This is a genomic window from Chryseobacterium jejuense (assembly GCF_900100075.1).
Classification (GTDB): Bacteria; Bacteroidota; Bacteroidia; order Flavobacteriales; family Weeksellaceae; genus Chryseobacterium; species Chryseobacterium jejuense.
Genome location: NZ_FNEG01000003.1, coordinates 316272 through 334114 on the forward strand (window position 1 = coordinate 316272; position 17843 = coordinate 334114).

Below are 17843 nucleotides of genomic sequence, written 5' to 3' on the forward strand. Positions count from 1 at the left end.
CGGCATATTGGTCACTTTTTTTATTTGTATTACTTTTGTGCGATGCGTATTTTTAAATATCTAACTGTACTTATTATTCTTTTGGGAGGGGCTTATGCCGCTTCCATGTATTATTTTGTGGATGAAAGTAAGAACTTTACCGTTGAAAAAGAGATTGATTATCCGGTAGATAAAGTTTTTGCTCAGTTTAATAATCTCCAGAGTTTTACAAGATGGAACAACTTTTTCACCAGTTCACAGTCTATGGATATAGATTATTATACGCCTTATGAAGGGCAGGGAAGTGCCATTAGCTATGTAGACAAGCAAAATGATACCGATGGTGAAATGTTCATCCGCTATGAGAATCTTAATAAGACTTTAAAATATCAGCTTTTTGAGGATGAAAATGAAAATCCAACATTGGTTGACGTTAAATTTAAGCCTGTTTCTGCAGAAAAGACCAAAATTACGTGGTACGTACATACTCCGAAACTTTCCGTTTGGAGAAGAGTGGAAAACTTCTGGACAGAGGATCGTTTTGCAGAAAATATCAGCAAAAGTATGATCAATCTTAAAAATTCACTAGGAAATAAGGTTGAAAAAGATAATCAGATGGCAGCCATCAAGTATGACAGTCTGATGGTGGAAAATGAAGAAGATAAACTGCTATTGGGGATCAATGTAAGTACAGCGAATAAAAAAGATGCGCTGTACAAAAATATCGTGATGAATTATAACAAAGTGTATAATTTCGTATCGATGGACCTTGGTAAAAAGGATGATGAATTTGGATATCCGGTTCTGATGACGGATGCAGATAATTACAAAGACAAAGAAGTTTCCTACTTCCTGGGAATTCCACTTTCCAAGAAAATCGGAGTGTCGGACAATAACTTTAATTTTAGGTCCGTAAATCCATCACAAAACTACGTAATGTACTACAAAGGGAGCTATGAAGGCCGAATTAAGGCAATTCAGCAGCTGATTCAGAAAGCCAAAAAAGACGAGATGCGCTTCGGAGATATCCGTCAGACCTTTATTGAACGCCCGATGGAAGGTCAGGACGTAAACATTAAGCTCTCATTATCAGTGTATAAGTAATTTTTTTAGAATAATTTTTTTCTTAAGTTTTTTTAACGGTTTCAGACTGTTCTAACTCGGTTTTTTTTATTAAATTTGAAGATTAATTCTACAAATAAATTTTAATAAATAGATAAACTGTAATAATGGACAGATTTTCATTCCTAAACGCAGCTCATTCTCAGTTAATTGAGGATTTATACCAACAGTACTTAAAATTCCCGGATTCTTTAGAGCCATCATGGAAAGCCTTCTTTCAAGGCTTCGATTTTGCTTTAGAGAACTACGGAGATGACGATAACATTCAATTTATTCAGGCTTCGGCCAACGCTGCTCCGGCAGTACAACAAATTTCTCAGGCGGTAACCAACGGAGAAGTTCCTGAACACATCAAGAAAGAATTTAAAGTAGTAAACCTTATCGAGGCTTACAGAACAAGAGGGCACTTGTTTACAAAGACAAACCCAGTTAGAGAAAGAAGACACTATACGCCTACTTTAGACATCGAGAACTTCGGTCTTTCTAATGCGGATTTAAATACAAAATTCAACTGTGCAGTTGAAACAGGGATGAAAGAGCCTGCTACTTTGGCAGATCTTATCAAGCACCTTGAAAATATTTACTGTGATTCTATCGGGGTTGAGTATACATACATCAACAACGTTGAAGAAAAAGATTTCATTAAAAAATGGCTTCAGGTAAACGAAAACCACCCAAGCCTTTCTGCGAATGAAAAAACAGAAATTTTATTAAAATTAAATCAGGCAGTAGCCTTTGAAAATTATCTTCATACAAAATTTGTAGGTCAGAAAAGATTCTCACTGGAAGGTGGTGAAACATTAATCCCGGCTTTAGATCAGTTGATCTCAAGATCTTCTCAGTTAGGAGTAGATGAAGTTGTTTTAGGGATGGCTCACAGAGGAAGATTAAATGTATTGTCAAACATCTTCGGAAAATCTTACAAGCAGATCTTCTCAGAATTCGAAGGAAAAGAATTCGAGGAAGATGTATTCTCTGGTGACGTTAAATATCACTTAGGATCATCTAAAAAGATCAAAACTGCTTCAGGAGAAGAAGTTTGCATCAACCTGACGCCAAACCCGTCTCACCTTGAAACTGTTGCCGCTCTAGTAGAAGGAATCTGCCGTGCAAAAGTAGACGATAAGTATAAAGACTATTCTAAAGTATTACCAATCATTATCCACGGTGATGGTGCTATTGCGGGACAGGGTATTGCTTATGAAGTAGCTCAGATGATGACGCTTGAAGGATACAGAACAGGAGGTACTGTTCATATCGTTGTAAACAACCAGGTATCTTTCACCACAAACTTCCTTGATGCAAGATCTTCAACATACTGTACAGACATCGCAAAAGTTACAGAATCTCCTGTAATGCACGTAAATGCTGATGATGCTGAAGCAGTAGTTCATGCAATCCATTTTGCTGCTGATTTCAGAGCGAAATTCGGAAAAGATGTTTACATTGATTTATTAGGATACAGAAAGTATGGTCACAATGAAGGGGATGAGCCAAGATTTACTCAGCCTAACCTTTATAAAGCGATCTCTAAGCACCCGAACCCAAGAGAAATCTATAAAGATAAATTAATCAACGACAGCGTTATTTCTAACGATATCATCAAAAAGATGGAGGTTGACTTCAAAGCACTTCTTGACAAAGATTTTGATGCTTCGAAAGAGATTGAGAAGAACGTAATGGATCTGTTCATGGCTGAAGACTGGACAAACTATCCGATTGGAAAGAGAGGATCTGTTCAGTTATCAGTTGATACAAAATATGATGTAGCAAAGCTGAAAGAATTAGCTCTTAAAATGTCAACACTTCCTGTTGATAAAAAATTCATCAATAAAATTACAAGACTTTTTGAAAACCGTATCAAAGCTATTGAAGGAAACTCATTAGATTGGGCAGTTGGAGAGTGGTTAGCTTATGCAACACTTCTTGTAGAAGGTCACAATGTAAGAATCTCTGGTGAAGATGTAGAAAGAGGAACATTCTCTCACAGACACGCTGTAGTAAAAACTGAAGATACAGAAGAAGAATATATCCCGTTAAGACACGTATCAGAAAGCAGATTTGATGTATTCAACTCTCACCTTTCAGAATATGGTGTTCTAGGTTTCGATTACGGATATGCAATGGCTTCTCCAAATACATTAACGATCTGGGAAGCTCAGTTCGGAGATTTCGTGAATGGTGCTCAAATCATCGTTGACCAGTACTTAGCTGCTGCAGAAGAAAAATGGAAACTTCAAAACGGATTGGTCATGTTATTGCCTCACGGTTCAGAAGGTCAGGGTGCAGAACACTCTTCAGCAAGATTGGAGAGATTCTTAACACTTTGTGCTAACGAAAACATGGTGGTAGCAAATATTACTTCACCTGCCAACTACTTCCATTTATTGAGAAGACAGTTGAAGTGGGCATTCAGAAAACCATTGATCGTAATGAGTCCTAAATCTTTATTGAGACACCCTAAGGTAGTTTCTCCACTTGAAGATTTTGCAACAGGTTCATTCCAGCCAATCTTAGACGACCCAACGGCAGATCCTAAAAAAGTAGAAAAATTAGTTCTTTGTTCAGGTAAACTATACTTCGAATTATTAGCGAAGAAAGAAGAATTGAACTGTGAAAATATTGCATTAGTAAGATTCGAGCAGTTATATCCGCTTCAAACGGATGCTATTGAAGCTATCTTCAACAAGTATGAGAACAGAACACAATTGGTATGGGCTCAGGAAGAACCAGAAAACATGGGAGCTTGGTCTTACATCCTAAGAAACTTCAGAGATACAGGAATCCAGGTAGTTTCTCCGGTACCAAGTGGTGCTCCGGCTCCAGGTAGCCACAAAATGTTTGAGAAAAACCAAAATGCAGTAATCAACAGAGTTTTCGATAGAGACGATGCTCCTGCAAAAAGACCCGTTACAGCTTAATTAAATAATAATCAATTAAAAAATAAAAAATACTCGATATGTCAGTTTTAGAAATGAAAGTTCCTTCACCGGGCGAATCAATCACAGAAGTTGAAATTGCAACTTGGCTTGTAAAAGATGGTGACTACGTAGAAAAAGATCAACCTATCGCTGAAGTAGACTCAGACAAAGCAACTCTTGAATTGCCAGCAGAACAAAGTGGTATTATCACTTTAAAAGCAGAAGAAGGTGATGTAGTACAAGTAGGTCAGGTAGTTTGTTTAATTGATATGGATGCTGCAAGACCAGAAGGTGCTGCACCTGCTGCTGAAGCTCCAAAACAGGAAGAAGCTCCAAAAGCTGCTGAACCTGCTAAACAAGAAGCTCCGAAACCAGCTGCTCCAGTTGCTGCGCCACAAACTTATGCCACAGGAGCTCCATCTCCAGCTGCTAAGAAAATCCTTGACGAAAAAGGAATGAATGCTGGCCAGGTTTCAGGAACAGGAAGAGACGGAAGAATCACTAAGACTGATGCTGAATTAGCGGCTGTTCCTGCATTAGGAGGAAGCCCTATGACTGCTACAGGTGCTAGAACAACTACAACAACTAAACTTTCAGTTTTAAGAAGAAAAATCGCTCAGAGATTAGTTTCTGTGAAGAATGAAACAGCGATGTTAACTACTTTCAACGAAGTTGACATGTCTGAAATCTTCAGATTAAGAAAGCTATATAAAGAAGAGTTTGCTCAAAAACACGGAGTAGGACTTGGTTTCATGTCTTTCTTTACAAAAGCCGTAACAAGAGCATTACAAATGTATCCGGATGTAAACGCATCTATTGACGGAGATTTCAAAATAAACTATGATTTCTGCGATATTTCAATTGCCGTTTCAGGTCCTAAAGGATTAATGGTTCCTGTATTGAGAAATGCAGAAAACATGTCTTTCAGCGGAGTTGAAGCAAACATCAAAGATCTTGCTACAAAAGTAAGAGACGGTAAAATTACTGTTGATGAAATGACTGGTGGTACGTTCACTATTACAAACGGTGGTACTTTCGGATCTATGTTATCTACACCAATCATCAACCCACCACAGTCTGCAATCTTAGGAATGCACAACATTATCCAGAGACCAGTTGCTGTTGACGGACAAGTGGTAATCAGACCAATGATGTATGTGGCTATGTCTTATGACCACAGAATTATCGACGGAAAAGAATCTGTAGGATTCCTTGTAGCGGTAAAAGAAGGTATCGACAATCCTGTTCAAGTATTAATGGGAGGTGACGAAAGAAAAGGCCTTGGATTATAGTTTTAAGTAAATTATAATGTAAATATATAATCTCGCCTTAAAAAAGGCGAGATTTTTGTATCTATTAAGAAAATACTACAATGATGTTTTCAAAAATGACTTCCAATATCAAAGTTTCAGTTATACCTGAATATGATAGTAAGAATAGTTATCCATCCGAAAACCGTTATGTTTTCAAGTACAATATCACTATAGAAAATGACGGAAGCTTTCCTATAAAAGTACTGAAAAGAAAATGGCTCATTTTTGATGTAGGATTTGGATACACAGAAATTATAGGCGATGGAATTATCGGCTTAACTCCAGAGATAGGAACCGGTGAAAATTTCGCTTATTTCTCTAATGTAATGCTTCGTTCCGGAGTAGGAAATATGAATGGAAAATACCTCGTTAAAAACCTGGAGACACAGGAGACTTTTGAGATTGATATCCCAAAATTCAACCTGCTCTCTGAAGTTTTAAGTAATTAAAATTATTGTTTAATAAATTGGTGTCTGCTAATACCACTTTGAGATTTTACTTCCATAAAGTAGCCCCCTTTTAGCAGGTTAGTGGCATTAATTTCAGGATCGGAAGAATGATTTTGAATAATTAATTTCCCTTCCGTATTATATACCTTTATCCATTCAATTCGCTCTGCATTTTTAAGATGAACAGATCCTTCTTTTACGGGATTAGGGTAAATGGTTATTGCTTTTTCTGATAGTGATGACTTGATTTCTTTTGTTTCCAAAAAACCAGATTGATAAAAAGCCTGATAACCGGAACTATTGGTGATAACAAGATTTCTCATTCCGCTTGCATTAGTGATTTGATAGCTGTAACTACCAGATGACATGATTGAATAATCGTGATACTGAGTCAAAAAAGCTATATTTTCTGGAAGTGTACAGGTGTTTGTATTTGAATCACCCATACTCCAAATATTAAAGCTGTTGTTCGTTATCTCAGCATCGAATAGCATTGCCCACATGCCGCTTCCACAAATATTGTTTATCATATTAGTAGTTGGCCCCGAAGGAGATTGAGTAAAAGTTAGAACAGGAGATCCAATTTCACTGTTTTGTGGAAGATTATACGTAATGTTGTTTCTTACTATTTTTTTTAAAGCCCAATCTGTACCGTGAAGTGCCGTTTGTGCATGGGAAAAAATACCGGCGATTGCGGTTAGAGATAGTAGAAGTTTTTTCATGGTTTTTGTTTTAAAATTACAGTTTTTTGATGTAATTTTTTAAAACAGACTCATTTATTTCCTCATTTCTGGTAATGAATAACCTTTCAAAAGCCAGTAAAGATATCTTTGCACAAACCTCTGCATCAGCTCCAGCTCTGTGGTGATTGAATTTAATATCGTGATATTCAGCCAGTGGTTTTAACCCATATTTAGGAAGATAATTCCAAGACTTTTTAGCGATCTGTATACTGCACAAATAGTTTAATTTGGGAGTAAACATTCCATAATGCTGAAGACAGCCTCTTAAAACTGAAGCATCAAAACTAGCATTGTGGGCAATCATTAATGAACCATACATCAAATCTTCAGCCTCATGCCAGATCTCATCAAAAGTAGGAGCATCCTGTACATCTTCAGGCTGTATCCCATGCACTGCAATATTAAACTTGTTAAAATAAGGAAAGCTAGGTGGTTTGATGAGCCAGGTTTTGGTTTCTACAATCTTGGAGTCCTGTACTACACAGATTCCCATCTCACAAGCAGAGCTTTTTTCATGAGTAGCTGTTTCAAAATCTATTGCGCAGAAATCCATTGAGATAATTTGATATTTAAAATTTGAAGTTTGATATTAGTGAAATTATAACATTTTCTGATTTAAAACTACTCTTAATACTGCGAATAAGAGAGCTTTTATAGTTTTTCTAACCTTTTTATTGTTTTTTATTGCCTCCCAAAAAATGCTTGAAAATTAACCATTCGGATTGATAGAATTGATCTTTCTGATGTTTCTGACGAAGTTTCCATGTTCCCGGAAGCTGTCCGTAAAAGCCGAAATGTGCTCTAACGACTGCCCAAAGATGAGGAAACCCATGTTTTAATCCAAAATAAATCCCTGCCACACCATCCAGACAAAGTCTGAAAAAAATAAGCCAGATCAACTTGGGAAACGGCAGGTTTTTAAGCATCATAGACAGGTTGTTTCTGATGTTTAAATAAGTCTTTTGAGCGCTTTGTTTATTCAAAGTTCCGCCACCTACATGATATACTTTGGATTTCCCGGTATAAAATATCTTCTTTCCGGAATTGATAAGTCTCCAGCAAAGATCAATCTCTTCCTGATGAGCAAAAAAACGTTCATCAAAGCCATTTTGTTCCCAAAAATCTTTAGAACGAATAAAAAGAGAACATCCCGATGCCCAGAAGATCTCCGTTTCATCATCATATTGTCCCTTATCTTCTTCGATATCATCAAAAACACGCCCTCTACAGTAAGGATAACCAAGATTGTCAATAAGACCGCCTCCAGCTCCCGCAAATTCAAAGGAATTTTTATGATCGTGGGATAAAATTTTAGGCTGAATGGCAGAAATTGCAGGATCCTTTTCAAACAGATGTAACACCGGTTCTATCCAGTTTTCAGTTACTTCTACATCAGAATTAAGAAGACAATAATATTCATTATTAATCTTTTTTAATCCTTCATTATAACCCCCTGCAAATCCGTAGTTTTTATCGTTTTTAATAATTTTTACCGTAGGAAAATGAGTGTTCAGAAATGCTAATGAATCATCAGTAGAAAGATTATCAATAACATAAATATCTGCATTTTGAGAAAACTGAACTACACTCGGAAGAAATTTTTCCAGCCAGTTTTTCCCATTCCAGTTTAAGATGGCAACAGCCAGTTTATTCTGCATGTACATCTAATTTTTTTCAGAATCAAAATTTTTGATGGAATCCTGATATTTCCACTTTCTGTGGGACCAAAGATAATTGTCCGGATGTTTGCGTAAGGTATTTTCCAACATTTTATGGAACTTCCTCACCACTTCATGTTCTACGAATTTTTCATTGTCCGGATAGATTCTGTAGTAATTCACTTGATAATACCCTCGTTTTACTTTTTTCATTTCACAATAAATAAAAGCAAGATCCATTCGGGTGGCTAGCTTATCATAGCCTATAAAAACAGGAGTCCTCTGGTTCAAAAATTCTAATCCATAAGTGACATGTGAAAAATGAGGAGTTTGATCTGCCACAAACATGTAGATAGAATCTCCGTCATTTTTACTTCGGAAAATATTAAGAATTACTTCATTAGCTTCCAGAGCTTCATTTCCGAATTTGTTTCGGACTTTTTTCATCTGGTTTTCCCAAAAATCACTGTTTACCTTTCTATATACTGGGTGGCAGTGCTTTTGAGGAACAATTCTCGCTAAAGCATTGATCCATTCCCAGTTAAAAACATGGCCGGCAAGAAGAATGATATTTTTACCCTCTTTTTGCACTTCATGAAATACATCCTGGTTAATGTGTTGCATTCTTACTCTGGACTCTGTTTCCGAGATACTGAATGACTTTATCGTTTCTACCAGATAATCTGAGAAATTGCGATAGAATTTTTTTCGAATTTTTTTAATCTCGTCTTCAGATTTCTCAGGGAAGGAATTTTTAAGATTTTGAGTAATTACCTCTTTTCTATAGCCTACCAGATAATAATTTAGGAAGAACATAACGTCCGAAAAAATATATAATATTCTAAGCGGAAGTTTTGAGATGAAATATAATATTTTAATTAAGAAGCTCATAAAACAGGCAAATTTAGTGATAATAAAATTATGGTTCTATTTTTGTAGGGAGATAAGTATTATTTTTTTATTTTTATGTTATGAAAAAATTGACATTGATCGCTGTTCTAGGATTAGGCACTTTAGCTTTCTCACAGGAAGTAAAGAACTTACCAGACAAAGGAAAGCAAAAAACGGCTCTTATTGTGCCTACTGAACAAAAAGAATTGGATGCGAAGAAGAAAGCTGCTGAAGAAAAAGCAAAACTTCCTAAGCCTTACAATCCGAAAGCTGATGCTCAGGCTGATATTAATAAATTAGTAGCGCAAGCTAAAAAAGAAGGAAAGAATATTATAATCCAGGCTGGTGGGAACTGGTGTATCTGGTGTCTAAGATTTAATAATTTCGTACAGGAAACTCCTGAATTGAAAACATTGGTAGACAAAAATTACTTGTATTATCACTTGAATTATTCTCCGGATAATAAAAATGAAAAGGTTTTTGCCCAGTATGATAATCCTGGTGAGAAGTATGGATATCCTGTGTTTATCGTTTTGGATAAAACCGGTAAAATGATTAAAGTTCAGCAGAGTGATGTATTTGAAGAAGGAAAAGGATATAGCAAGGATAAGGTAAAAGAGTTTTTCAATACCTGGAAGCCTAAAGCATAAAAATGAAAAGGTTGTTTCTATTGGAAGCAACCTTTTTTATTTTCTGTAAATAATCTGCGTAATTAACCAAATCTGTGAGAGAAATTATCAAATGTTTCTATTACAGTGTTTCAGAGGAATTTTTTAATCCAGCTTAGCTTTTTCTCGGAATAAGGCGGGTATTTGATATTAGGTTCGCCCCATGTCGCTTTTTCCAGTACTGCTTTTTGATGAGAGAATGCTTCGAAACCAAATTTCCCATGATAATTTCCTATTCCAGAATTTCCCACCCCACCAAACGGCAGGTTATCATTGCTTAAATGCATCACAACATCATTGATGCATCCGCCACCGAAAGACAATCTTTGTGTAAAGTTGTCCTTTTCTTCAGTATTATTAGTGAAGAGATAAGCAGCCAGTGGTTTTTCCTGTTCCAATACTGCATTCAGGGCCATGTTGTAATTTTTGAAACTGATTACGGGTAAGATGGGCCCAAAGATTTCTTCCTGCATGATGGGATCATTCCAATCCGAGTTGTGAAGAATGGTAGGTTCTATATATCGTTTTTCTTCATCAGAACTTCCTCCGAAGTAGATTTTTTCTTTATCAATAAGATGGACTAATCGTTGAAAGTTTCTTGGATTGATAATCTTTGTATACTGTTCCGAATCCGGGCTGTATTGAAACTCTTTAATATATTTTCTCAGCATTTCCAGAAACTGTTCTTGTATGGTTTCTTCTATCAATAAATAATCCGGAGCAACACAGGTTTGCCCGGCATTTAGGAATTTCCCCCAGACAATTCTCTTGGCGGCAATTTCAAGATTAGCATTTTTAGTAACAATGACAGGAGATTTCCCACCCAATTCAAGAACTACAGGTGTTAAATGTTCTGCAGCTGCTTTGTATATAATTTTTCCTACTTTGGTGCTTCCGGTGAAGAATATTTTATCAAATTTCAATTTCAGAAGTGCTGTAGTTTCATCAATTCCACCTTCATATACATACACATATGCTGAAGGAAAATTTTCATTGATGATTCTGGACATTGCCTTCATGGTATTTTCAGCAACTTCACTGGGCTTCAGAATACAGCAGTTTCCGGCAGCAATCGCTGCAATAACAGGAGAAAGTGACAATTGATAAGGATAGTTCCAGGCTCCAATAACCAGAATATTGCCCAAAGGTTCAGAATAGATTTTACTTTTTCCAAGCTGATTGACCAGATTGGTGCTTACTTTTTGAGGCTTGGCAAGAGACTTTAAATGTTTCAGATAATATTCAATATCATTCAGAATAAAAGAAATCTCTGTGGTGAAGGTGTCGAATTTAGATTTTCCAAAATCTTTATAGATCGCTTCGTAAAGCATGTTTTCGTTGGAAATGATAAGACTTCTGAGCTTTTCAAGATACATCTTTCTGAAGGCAAGACTTTTGGTTTGTTGCGTTTTGAAAAATTCTTTTTGCTCCAGTAAAATGTTTTGAATTTCCATCTCAAAATTTATATTTAAATGATTAATAACGAATGTTTTATTTTATAACAATAAGTTTACCATTGATTAAACTATGATGAAAATTTATTGTTTTAGTTGATTTTATTTATTCAATTCATTGTTTAGTGAGAAATATATTTGTAGTTTTAGGGGTAACAAAATTATGAAAATGAGAAAAATTCTAACTTTATTTTTCCTGTTAACATTTTATATTGCCAAATCTCAGTGTGCCAATTGTATGGTGACCAACCCCACAGATCCCAATTATCATTTTCCCAATAATACAACGGTTTGTTTTACTTCAAATACGACTTTTAATAATCCTACATTTGGTGAAAATGTAAAAGTCTGTATATCTGCGGGAGTAACAGTGGAATTTCAAAATAATATTTCCGGAGTTAATAATTCAATGACTTATTTTGATGTACATGGTGCACTTCATTTCAGCCAGGCTGTTACTACAGTGGCAGATCTTAATGTACATGTTTATAATGGAGGGGAAGTTTCTATAGCCTCAGGAAATGGTAATTTTACATTAGAAGGGCAGCAAAATAATATCCTTAATGAAGGACATATAGAATTAGGTGTTTTACAATTTGGTGATAATACCAATAATACGATTGATAATTACGGAAATTTAAATATTAATGGAAACCTTAATATGAGTAATTCTGCAGTTACAAAGTTTAAAAATGAAGGTGGCGGACTTATCTCTATTACTGGAAATTATAGCAATAATGAAAACAGTGTATATATAAATTGCGGGACTATCATTTCTTCAAGTGGTTTTAATATTAACGGTGGGGCTATTTATAATACCGGTTTCTTTACAGTAGGTGGTGACATTAATATGTCTGGAAACTCTAGTGAGATTTATAATTTTGGATTATTTACTTCTACAGGAAACATGAATAATGCCCCTTCGGATGCTATTATTTATAATGAAGGAAAGTTTTCAATTAATCAGTACCAGGGCGGAAATGCTGCATTTCACGGACCGTTATCATCTTCGAAAAAAGGATATATAGAAGTTCAAAATGCAATACAGGTAAATAATGCAGTGATAGGGCCTAATCTTGATTTTAAAATGGCTACAGGAGTCTCCGATCCAAGTACTGTTTTCGTTAACAGCAACCCTTCTTATCTTGCGAATGTTACTTTTGATTGTGCTTCAACCAACAGTTGCAGTGCTCCCCTTATATTTACTCCCGGATTCTGTCCAATGATTAACGGTGAACTACCTCCAATGGCCGTGGATGATTCTTATACTATTTCAGCAGGAAATACTTCTACAGGAATTGTTTTGGATAATGACTTTGAAACATATAACGGAGCCCAGGCAACTCTTACCAATGTTATGATGTCTCAGGTTTCAACATCAAACCCTAATATCAATTTAAATATTAATGATGGTCACATAGAAGTTCTGGCAGGAACTCCCCCAGGAACTTATACCTTGGATTATAAGATCTGTCAGCAAGCTAATCCTACAAATTGCGATACAGCTACGGTTACAATCATCATTCAAGGTACAGTGCCTTGTTATAAAACGGCTGCTACATCAGGAGTTGTACTCCCTGCAACTTTTGGCGTTACAGCTCTTGGAAGAGCTCAGAATGGTGATACGGTTTGGCCGGGCGTAAGAAAAGGAGCATGGACTGTACTTGAATCGAAGACAAAAGGTTTTGTTTTAAACAGATTGAATGATGCGCAAATTTCTGCAATACCAGCGGCCAATTTGAAGGAGGGAATGATGGTTTACAATACCACTCAAAATTGTCTGCAGATTAATATTGACGGAACTTCCACAGGATGGAAGTGTTTTAATACTCAAACCTGCCCAGATTAATTTTAAAATTAAGTTAAAATGAAAAAAGGATCTTTTTTATTCATATTACTATGTTCAGCCAGCTTATATTCTCAGGTTGCGATTGGAAAAACGACCTTAGAGTCAGCATCATCTTCATTGGAGTTTGGAACTGGAAATAAGGGAATTGTTTTGCCTTGGGTTACAACTACTTCAGGAGTGTTAAGTCCTGTAAATGGTACTCTGATATTTGATCTTTCGGATAAAAAAGTAAAAGTTTACCAAAATAATCTATGGAAAGATCTTTCAATAGATAACACAGGAATTGCTGACACGAGTTTACAGGATACCTTACAGGAAGATCTTACAGCAAAAATATCTATTGGAACCCCCACTGTAACTTCAGGACTTTTCGTTTTGGAAGACATTGACAAAGCTATGATTTTACCTAAAGTAGCAAGCCCTCATCTGAATATTATTTCTCCTTCAGCAGGAATGATGGTTTATGATACGGTAAAAAGACAACTTGCAGTCTTTAATGGATCAGTATGGACATTCTGGAGTGAATAATCTCGTTACATAATATTCCTCACCGCTATTTTCACCGGATGATAAAGCAGTAAAAGGAGAGCGGTAATCATAGCCAGCCAGAATAATCCTGTAAAGATTTCCATATTGGAAAGAAGGATAGATTGAGCCGTTATTTTAGCTTTAAAAGCTCCCGCCGTCATGGATAATGATTCATTAACCGGAAGTTTGGAGATGTTGGCTCCGAAAATTTGGTTCCATTGACTGTAGAAAACAGGATTAGTGTCTGTAAGGTTAAAACTTAGTGTATCAGCATGTTTTAGAGTTAAAAATAGCATTACATTTTGCATTAAGGCATATCCACTAGCTGTAGCCCAGAAGCGGGTAGTGGTTCCCATGGCGCTGGCATTGGCCACATATTCTTCCGGCATTCCCGAAATCAGAAAGAATACCAAAGGAGTAAATAATAAACCTTGCGCCACTCCCTGAAGGAATAGAGGTGGACAGATGGTTGTAAGTGTAGTATCCGGATAAAAGGTATAGGTAAACCAGGCACAGTCTATTGCCAGTAAAAAAAAGCCAGTAAAAAAGACAATTCTGGAAGAAACACCACGAACCAGGCAAACTCCTGATAAAATAACGCCGATAAGTGTTCCGGCAACATTCCAATACTGAATATTAACGATATAATCCCATGGCCATTTCCATACAGTAGCCATAATGCTGTATACATTATTTAACCCTGAACGAATAAGATAAAAAATGAAGAACAGGAACATTCCCACGATCACATTTTTAGAACTGAAAACTTCAAAATGAAATAAAGGACGTTTGGAATTCCTTTGTTTCAGCATAAATAATCCACCTGAAATCAAAAATATAAATAAACAGATAATGATAGAATCAGATTCAAACCACATAAGCCTTTTTCCGTAGACGATGGCATAAGCCCCGGACTGCAGACAGACCCAAAGCAAAAACCAACTCGGAATATCCATTTGATACAATGGTTTTTTAGGAAAGAAACGATTTTTGTTGAAAATAACAAATCCCAGAATCAAAACAAACATATGGAAATAAGCCATCATCAAAATCATATGTTGGTAATCATAATCCTGAATGCTTGATTTAAGTAAAGTGGTAGTTACTGTTCCTCCCGTCAGCATAAGTGCGTACATGAAAAGATAGGCAAGAACTTTAGCATGTCTTGTTTTTAATTCAGCAATGATTAATGGGAGAAAAATAGCCCCTTCAAGCAATCCAAAGAATCCTTCCAGAATCCGGATCACCAGAATCACATGATAATCATTGGTGACGGATAAGATATAAAGAAGAATCACTGAAACGGAAGACATCAGCAGAACATAATATTTTACACTGAAATAAGACATAAACCGCTGTAAAACAAAAAGTGTTACGACAAATGTTCCATACATCAGCATCATCAGATATTGAATATCATCAGAGTCCACATCCATGAAAGAAGAGGTAAAGGCACTATTGGAATGCAGTAATGACAACAACATGATGTGCGGAAATAATGCCAGTATAAGAAGAGGCAATTTCAGCCATTGTGGTAACCATTTATGATAAACTGTATTGTGTTGCATAGTTGTTTTGAAAGCTAATACAATCGGTGAATCCGCTTTTAGCTATTGATTATAATAAAAGTGCGAAAAGACAAAAGGGCAAAGGGGTAAAAGTAAAAGGTAAAATGACAAATATGCTTAAAGAAAAAATGATAGCAGATCTGTATTTTGCGGTTTTGCCTTTTCGCAGAAAAAATAATTTTAATTTGAAGATTTGAAAATGATAATAAAAACCGAATATTTTTGTACTCTAATACTCTAATACTCTAATACTCTAATACTCTAACACTCTCAAACCTAAATCTTCTTCGCGCTCACCAGAACATTCATTCCGGAAAGCAGTTTTTCGTTGTCTTTGTTGTTATCAAGAATAATTTTCACAGGAAACCTCTGTTCAATCTTTACAAAGTTTCCGGTTGCATTATCAGGTTTTACCAATGAAAACTGAGATCCTGATGCAGGAGAAACAGAAAGAATCTTTCCTTTAAACTCAACATCTGGATAAGCATCCGCAGTGATGATGACTTCTTTAGTCTGATCGATTTGGCCAAGCTGTGTTTCTTTGTAGTTAGCAATGATCCATTTTTCTTTGCTCACCATTTGCACCAATGCCTGCCCTTCCTTAATTAATTGTCCTTCCTGAATCGTTTTTTTTCCTACCCATCCGTCATAAGGAGCTGTAACTACAGTGTATGAAAGAAATAATTTGGCATTATTCAGGCTCGCTGAGCTTTGCTGAATCTGGCTCTTGGCTGGAGCTACTTTAGTCTGTTGCTCGCTGGCCCCTGCTTTTACTGCATTTTTTTGCTGTTCCAGGGCTAAAAGATTCGCTTTTGATTGCTCATAAGAAGCTTTTACGTTTTCAAATTCCTGTTCTGTGGCTGCGTCTTCTGCCAATAGGTTTTTATATCTTTTGTAATCCTGTTCTGTCCTCCAGATATCAATTCTTGCAGAAGCAATTTTAGCATCAATAATTTTCGTATCGCTAGCCTTCGTATTAACACTGCTTTGAATGGTGGTAATATTTTCCGTATTGGCATTAAGATTGGCTTCAGCCATATGAACCTGGTTAACAAATTCCCTGTTGTCAATCACAATGAGTGTATCTCCTTTGTGTACGAACTGATTTTCGTTAAACTTTATAGATTTGATGAATCCTGAAACCTTGCTGGAAACGGGAGTAATATATTGTTCAATCTGTGCATCGTTGGTAGTAACATTTTTTCTCGAAAAAAGATAGAAACTTACCATTCCCGTGACTCCGCTGATGATAAGAATCCAGGCTAGTAAAGTAATCGTCTTATTGATTCTTTTTTCCTTTTGTGTCAGTTGTTTCTGTGCCATAGTTTTTATAAGTTTCCAATCGTATATTGGAGTTGATAGTATTTGAGTTGTCTGTTAATTTTTACGGAAATAAGATTAGATTCTGCTTCCAGATAAGTATTGTCTGCATCAATCAGTTCAGTGATAAGGCTTAGCTTATTCGCATATTTTGTTCTTACAATGCGGTAGTTTTCCTTAGCCTGATCAATAGCTTCCTCTGCAATTTTTACCTTTTGGTCGGTTTCTTCAAACTTTTTATAGGCTTCATACACATTATGTCTTACCTTTTCTTCGTTTTCTTCAATCTGAAGTTTAGCCAAATCAATATTTTCTCTAGCTTCCTGCATTTTATATTTGTTTTTATACAGGTTTTCGATAGGATAGGTAAGATTCAGACCAATCATTCCCAAACGGTAAGCGTAAGGTTCAGGCGGAAAGAACATCATATTCGGATATTTTAAGAAATATTCCCCACCAGCAGTTATTTTGGGTAAATAATTAGCCTTAGTAAGCTTCTGATCCAATTCTTTTAATGAAAGGTTTTTGTGGGTAATTTCAACAGATTCGTTCTTGGTTAAAGCGGTTTCTGTTAATTCTTCAATATAAGGGATTGCTGCTTTATCAGAGATCAGATCTTCTGTGTCCACATGCATTTCCTGCTGTTCTGGAAGAGAAAGAATGGTTTTAAGCTTATGTTCTGCGATCTGTATATCATTATCCAGCTCTGTCCAGCTCATTTTGTGGTTGGAAAGCTGTAGTGATGTTCTCAGGACTTCATTCACGGTAACTACACCATTTGCTTTCAAGGCTTTTACCTGTTTGATGTTCACAGAATCCTCTCTCATCTTATCATTAATGAGAAACTGTTGCTCTTTTAAATGATGAATTTGAAGGAAAGCGGTAATTACTTCCATTTTAAGCTGTCTTTCATCCAGATGCGTTCTTAAAGCTGAAATATCAGTATCAATGGCTGCTTTTTTTTCTGTATTCTTTATTTTTCCACCCATATAAACAGGAATGGAAGCTGATAGCGTAAAGTCATACATTCCGTTGATGGCATCGTATTTTGTAGGTTTATTGAATACACCATCCTGGTATTGAAAAAGATTGGTAACCTGATTATAGCTGGTATGAAACTCAATATCCGGAAGTTTTTCCATTTTCAGGTCTTTCTCCTTTGTAACGGACATTTCCTGTTTTAAATGGCTGATCTGGATGTTTTTGTTGTTTTTTAAACCAATTTCTATAGCCTGTTGCAGGCCAAGATGCTGGTAATCTATCATCTGTGTATGGAAAAGGTTGCTCAATAATAGGCACAACGCTATGCACTGATATCGGCATGCGCTAAATATCATATTCATAAATTAATTAAAGGATTTTTGCTAGAATGATTTTGAT

15 protein-coding genes are annotated in these 17843 nt (G+C 36.0%); 7 read left to right on the forward strand and 8 right to left on the reverse strand.

The annotated features are described in order from the left end of the window. Positions 1-42: 42 nt before the first annotated feature. The 4 genes from BLS98_RS10575 to apaG all read left to right on the forward strand — a co-directional run bounded on the left by BLS98_RS10575 (position 43) and on the right by apaG (position 5784). Entirely contained in the window at positions 43-1083 is a 1041-nt protein-coding gene (locus BLS98_RS10575; RefSeq protein WP_089736278.1) for an SRPBCC domain-containing protein, read from the forward strand. 125 nt (positions 1084-1208) lie between these two features. Then, positions 1209-4022 (forward strand): 2-oxoglutarate dehydrogenase E1 component, encoded by a 2814-nt coding sequence (locus BLS98_RS10580; protein WP_089736280.1) that lies wholly within the window; start codon positions 1209-1211, stop codon positions 4020-4022. A gap of 38 nt (positions 4023-4060) precedes the next feature. Beyond that, positions 4061-5314, forward strand: a complete 1254-nt coding sequence (gene odhB, locus BLS98_RS10585; protein WP_089736282.1) for a 2-oxoglutarate dehydrogenase complex dihydrolipoyllysine-residue succinyltransferase — start codon at positions 4061-4063, stop codon at positions 5312-5314. 80 nt (positions 5315-5394) lie between these two features. Next, positions 5395-5784: a Co2+/Mg2+ efflux protein ApaG gene (apaG, locus tag BLS98_RS10590; RefSeq protein ID WP_089736284.1), complete on the forward strand. Its 390-nt coding sequence runs from the start codon at positions 5395-5397 to the stop codon at positions 5782-5784. 2 nt (positions 5785-5786) lie between these two features. Here apaG and BLS98_RS10595 read toward each other — a convergent pair whose 3' ends face one another. The 4 genes from BLS98_RS10595 to BLS98_RS10610 all read right to left on the reverse strand — a co-directional run bounded on the left by BLS98_RS10595 (position 5787) and on the right by BLS98_RS10610 (position 9076). Beyond that, on the reverse strand, positions 5787-6506 hold the full coding sequence (locus BLS98_RS10595) for a T9SS type A sorting domain-containing protein (protein ID WP_089736286.1): 720 nt from the start codon (positions 6504-6506) through the stop codon (positions 5787-5789). 16 nt (positions 6507-6522) lie between these two features. Beyond that, positions 6523-7080, reverse strand: coding sequence for a 3'-5' exonuclease (locus BLS98_RS10600; protein ID WP_089736288.1), 558 nt, complete (start codon positions 7078-7080; stop codon positions 6523-6525). Positions 7081-7198: 118 nt separating this feature from the next. Continuing rightward, positions 7199-8185, reverse strand: coding sequence for a glycosyltransferase family 2 protein (locus BLS98_RS10605; RefSeq protein WP_089736817.1), 987 nt, complete (start codon positions 8183-8185; stop codon positions 7199-7201). Between the two features lie 6 nt (positions 8186-8191). Continuing rightward, positions 8192-9076 carry a lysophospholipid acyltransferase family protein gene (locus tag BLS98_RS10610; RefSeq protein WP_089736290.1) on the reverse strand — a complete coding sequence of 295 codons (885 nt, stop codon included), beginning with the start codon at positions 9074-9076 and terminating at the stop codon, positions 8192-8194. An 80-nt stretch (positions 9077-9156) separates the two neighbouring features. On the opposite strand from BLS98_RS10610, the gene BLS98_RS10615 reads away from it, so the two are divergent. Then, the gene (locus BLS98_RS10615) at positions 9157-9726 is read left to right on the forward strand and encodes a thioredoxin family protein (protein WP_089736292.1); all 570 of its coding nucleotides are present in this window, start codon (positions 9157-9159) and stop codon (positions 9724-9726) included. A 110-nt stretch (positions 9727-9836) separates the two neighbouring features. Here the strand turns inward: BLS98_RS10615 and BLS98_RS10620 are convergent, their stop codons facing one another. Further along, entirely contained in the window at positions 9837-11198 is a 1362-nt protein-coding gene (locus BLS98_RS10620) for an aldehyde dehydrogenase (protein WP_089736294.1), read from the reverse strand. Between the two features lie 169 nt (positions 11199-11367). Between BLS98_RS10620 and BLS98_RS10625 the strand changes: the two genes are divergently transcribed. Both BLS98_RS10625 and BLS98_RS10630 read left to right on the forward strand, forming a co-directional pair. After that, positions 11368-13047, forward strand: a complete 1680-nt coding sequence (locus BLS98_RS10625) for a hypothetical protein (RefSeq protein WP_139166102.1) — start codon at positions 11368-11370, stop codon at positions 13045-13047. Between the two features lie 18 nt (positions 13048-13065). After that, a complete protein-coding gene (locus BLS98_RS10630; RefSeq protein ID WP_089736298.1) occupies positions 13066-13575 on the forward strand; it encodes a hypothetical protein in 510 nt (169 codons plus the stop codon). Positions 13576-13580: 5 nt separating this feature from the next. Here the strand turns inward: BLS98_RS10630 and BLS98_RS10635 are convergent, their stop codons facing one another. From BLS98_RS10635 to BLS98_RS10645, 3 genes are all read right to left on the reverse strand, one after another. Then, on the reverse strand, positions 13581-15143 hold the full coding sequence (locus tag BLS98_RS10635) for an MFS transporter (protein WP_111994747.1): 1563 nt from the start codon (positions 15141-15143) through the stop codon (positions 13581-13583). Between the two features lie 276 nt (positions 15144-15419). Continuing rightward, a complete protein-coding gene (locus BLS98_RS10640; RefSeq protein WP_089736302.1) occupies positions 15420-16466 on the reverse strand; it encodes an HlyD family secretion protein in 1047 nt (348 codons plus the stop codon). Between the two features lie 5 nt (positions 16467-16471). Then, positions 16472-17728: a TolC family protein gene (locus tag BLS98_RS10645; RefSeq protein ID WP_089736304.1), complete on the reverse strand. Its 1257-nt coding sequence runs from the start codon at positions 17726-17728 to the stop codon at positions 16472-16474. Between the last annotated feature and the right edge of the window lie 115 nt (positions 17729-17843).

Excerpts from the sequence above, each read along its gene's own strand:
- BLS98_RS10645 (WP_089736304.1), bottom strand. The coding sequence starts at position 17,728 with ATGATAGATTACCAGCATCTTGGCCTGCAACAGGCTATAGAAATTGGT.
- BLS98_RS10615 (WP_089736292.1), top strand. The coding sequence starts at position 9,157 with ATGAAAAAATTGACATTGATCGCTGTTCTAGGATTAGGCACTTTAGCT.
- BLS98_RS10625 (WP_139166102.1), top strand. The coding sequence starts at position 11,368 with ATGAGAAAAATTCTAACTTTATTTTTCCTGTTAACATTTTATATTGCC.
- BLS98_RS10640 (WP_089736302.1), bottom strand. The coding sequence starts at position 16,466 with ATGGCACAGAAACAACTGACACAAAAGGAAAAAAGAATCAATAAGACG.
- BLS98_RS10635 (WP_111994747.1), bottom strand. The coding sequence starts at position 15,143 with ATGCAACACAATACAGTTTATCATAAATGGTTACCACAATGGCTGAAA.
- BLS98_RS10600 (WP_089736288.1), bottom strand. The coding sequence starts at position 7,080 with ATGGATTTCTGCGCAATAGATTTTGAAACAGCTACTCATGAAAAAAGC.
- BLS98_RS10610 (WP_089736290.1), bottom strand. The coding sequence starts at position 9,076 with ATGAGCTTCTTAATTAAAATATTATATTTCATCTCAAAACTTCCGCTT.
- odhB (WP_089736282.1), top strand. The coding sequence starts at position 4,061 with ATGTCAGTTTTAGAAATGAAAGTTCCTTCACCGGGCGAATCAATCACA.
- BLS98_RS10630 (WP_089736298.1), top strand. The coding sequence starts at position 13,066 with ATGAAAAAAGGATCTTTTTTATTCATATTACTATGTTCAGCCAGCTTA.
- BLS98_RS10580 (WP_089736280.1), top strand. The coding sequence starts at position 1,209 with ATGGACAGATTTTCATTCCTAAACGCAGCTCATTCTCAGTTAATTGAG.
- BLS98_RS10595 (WP_089736286.1), bottom strand. The coding sequence starts at position 6,506 with ATGAAAAAACTTCTACTATCTCTAACCGCAATCGCCGGTATTTTTTCC.
- BLS98_RS10620 (WP_089736294.1), bottom strand. The coding sequence starts at position 11,198 with ATGGAAATTCAAAACATTTTACTGGAGCAAAAAGAATTTTTCAAAACG.
- apaG (WP_089736284.1), top strand. The coding sequence starts at position 5,395 with ATGATGTTTTCAAAAATGACTTCCAATATCAAAGTTTCAGTTATACCT.
- BLS98_RS10605 (WP_089736817.1), bottom strand. The coding sequence starts at position 8,185 with ATGCAGAATAAACTGGCTGTTGCCATCTTAAACTGGAATGGGAAAAAC.
- BLS98_RS10575 (WP_089736278.1), top strand. The coding sequence starts at position 43 with ATGCGTATTTTTAAATATCTAACTGTACTTATTATTCTTTTGGGAGGG.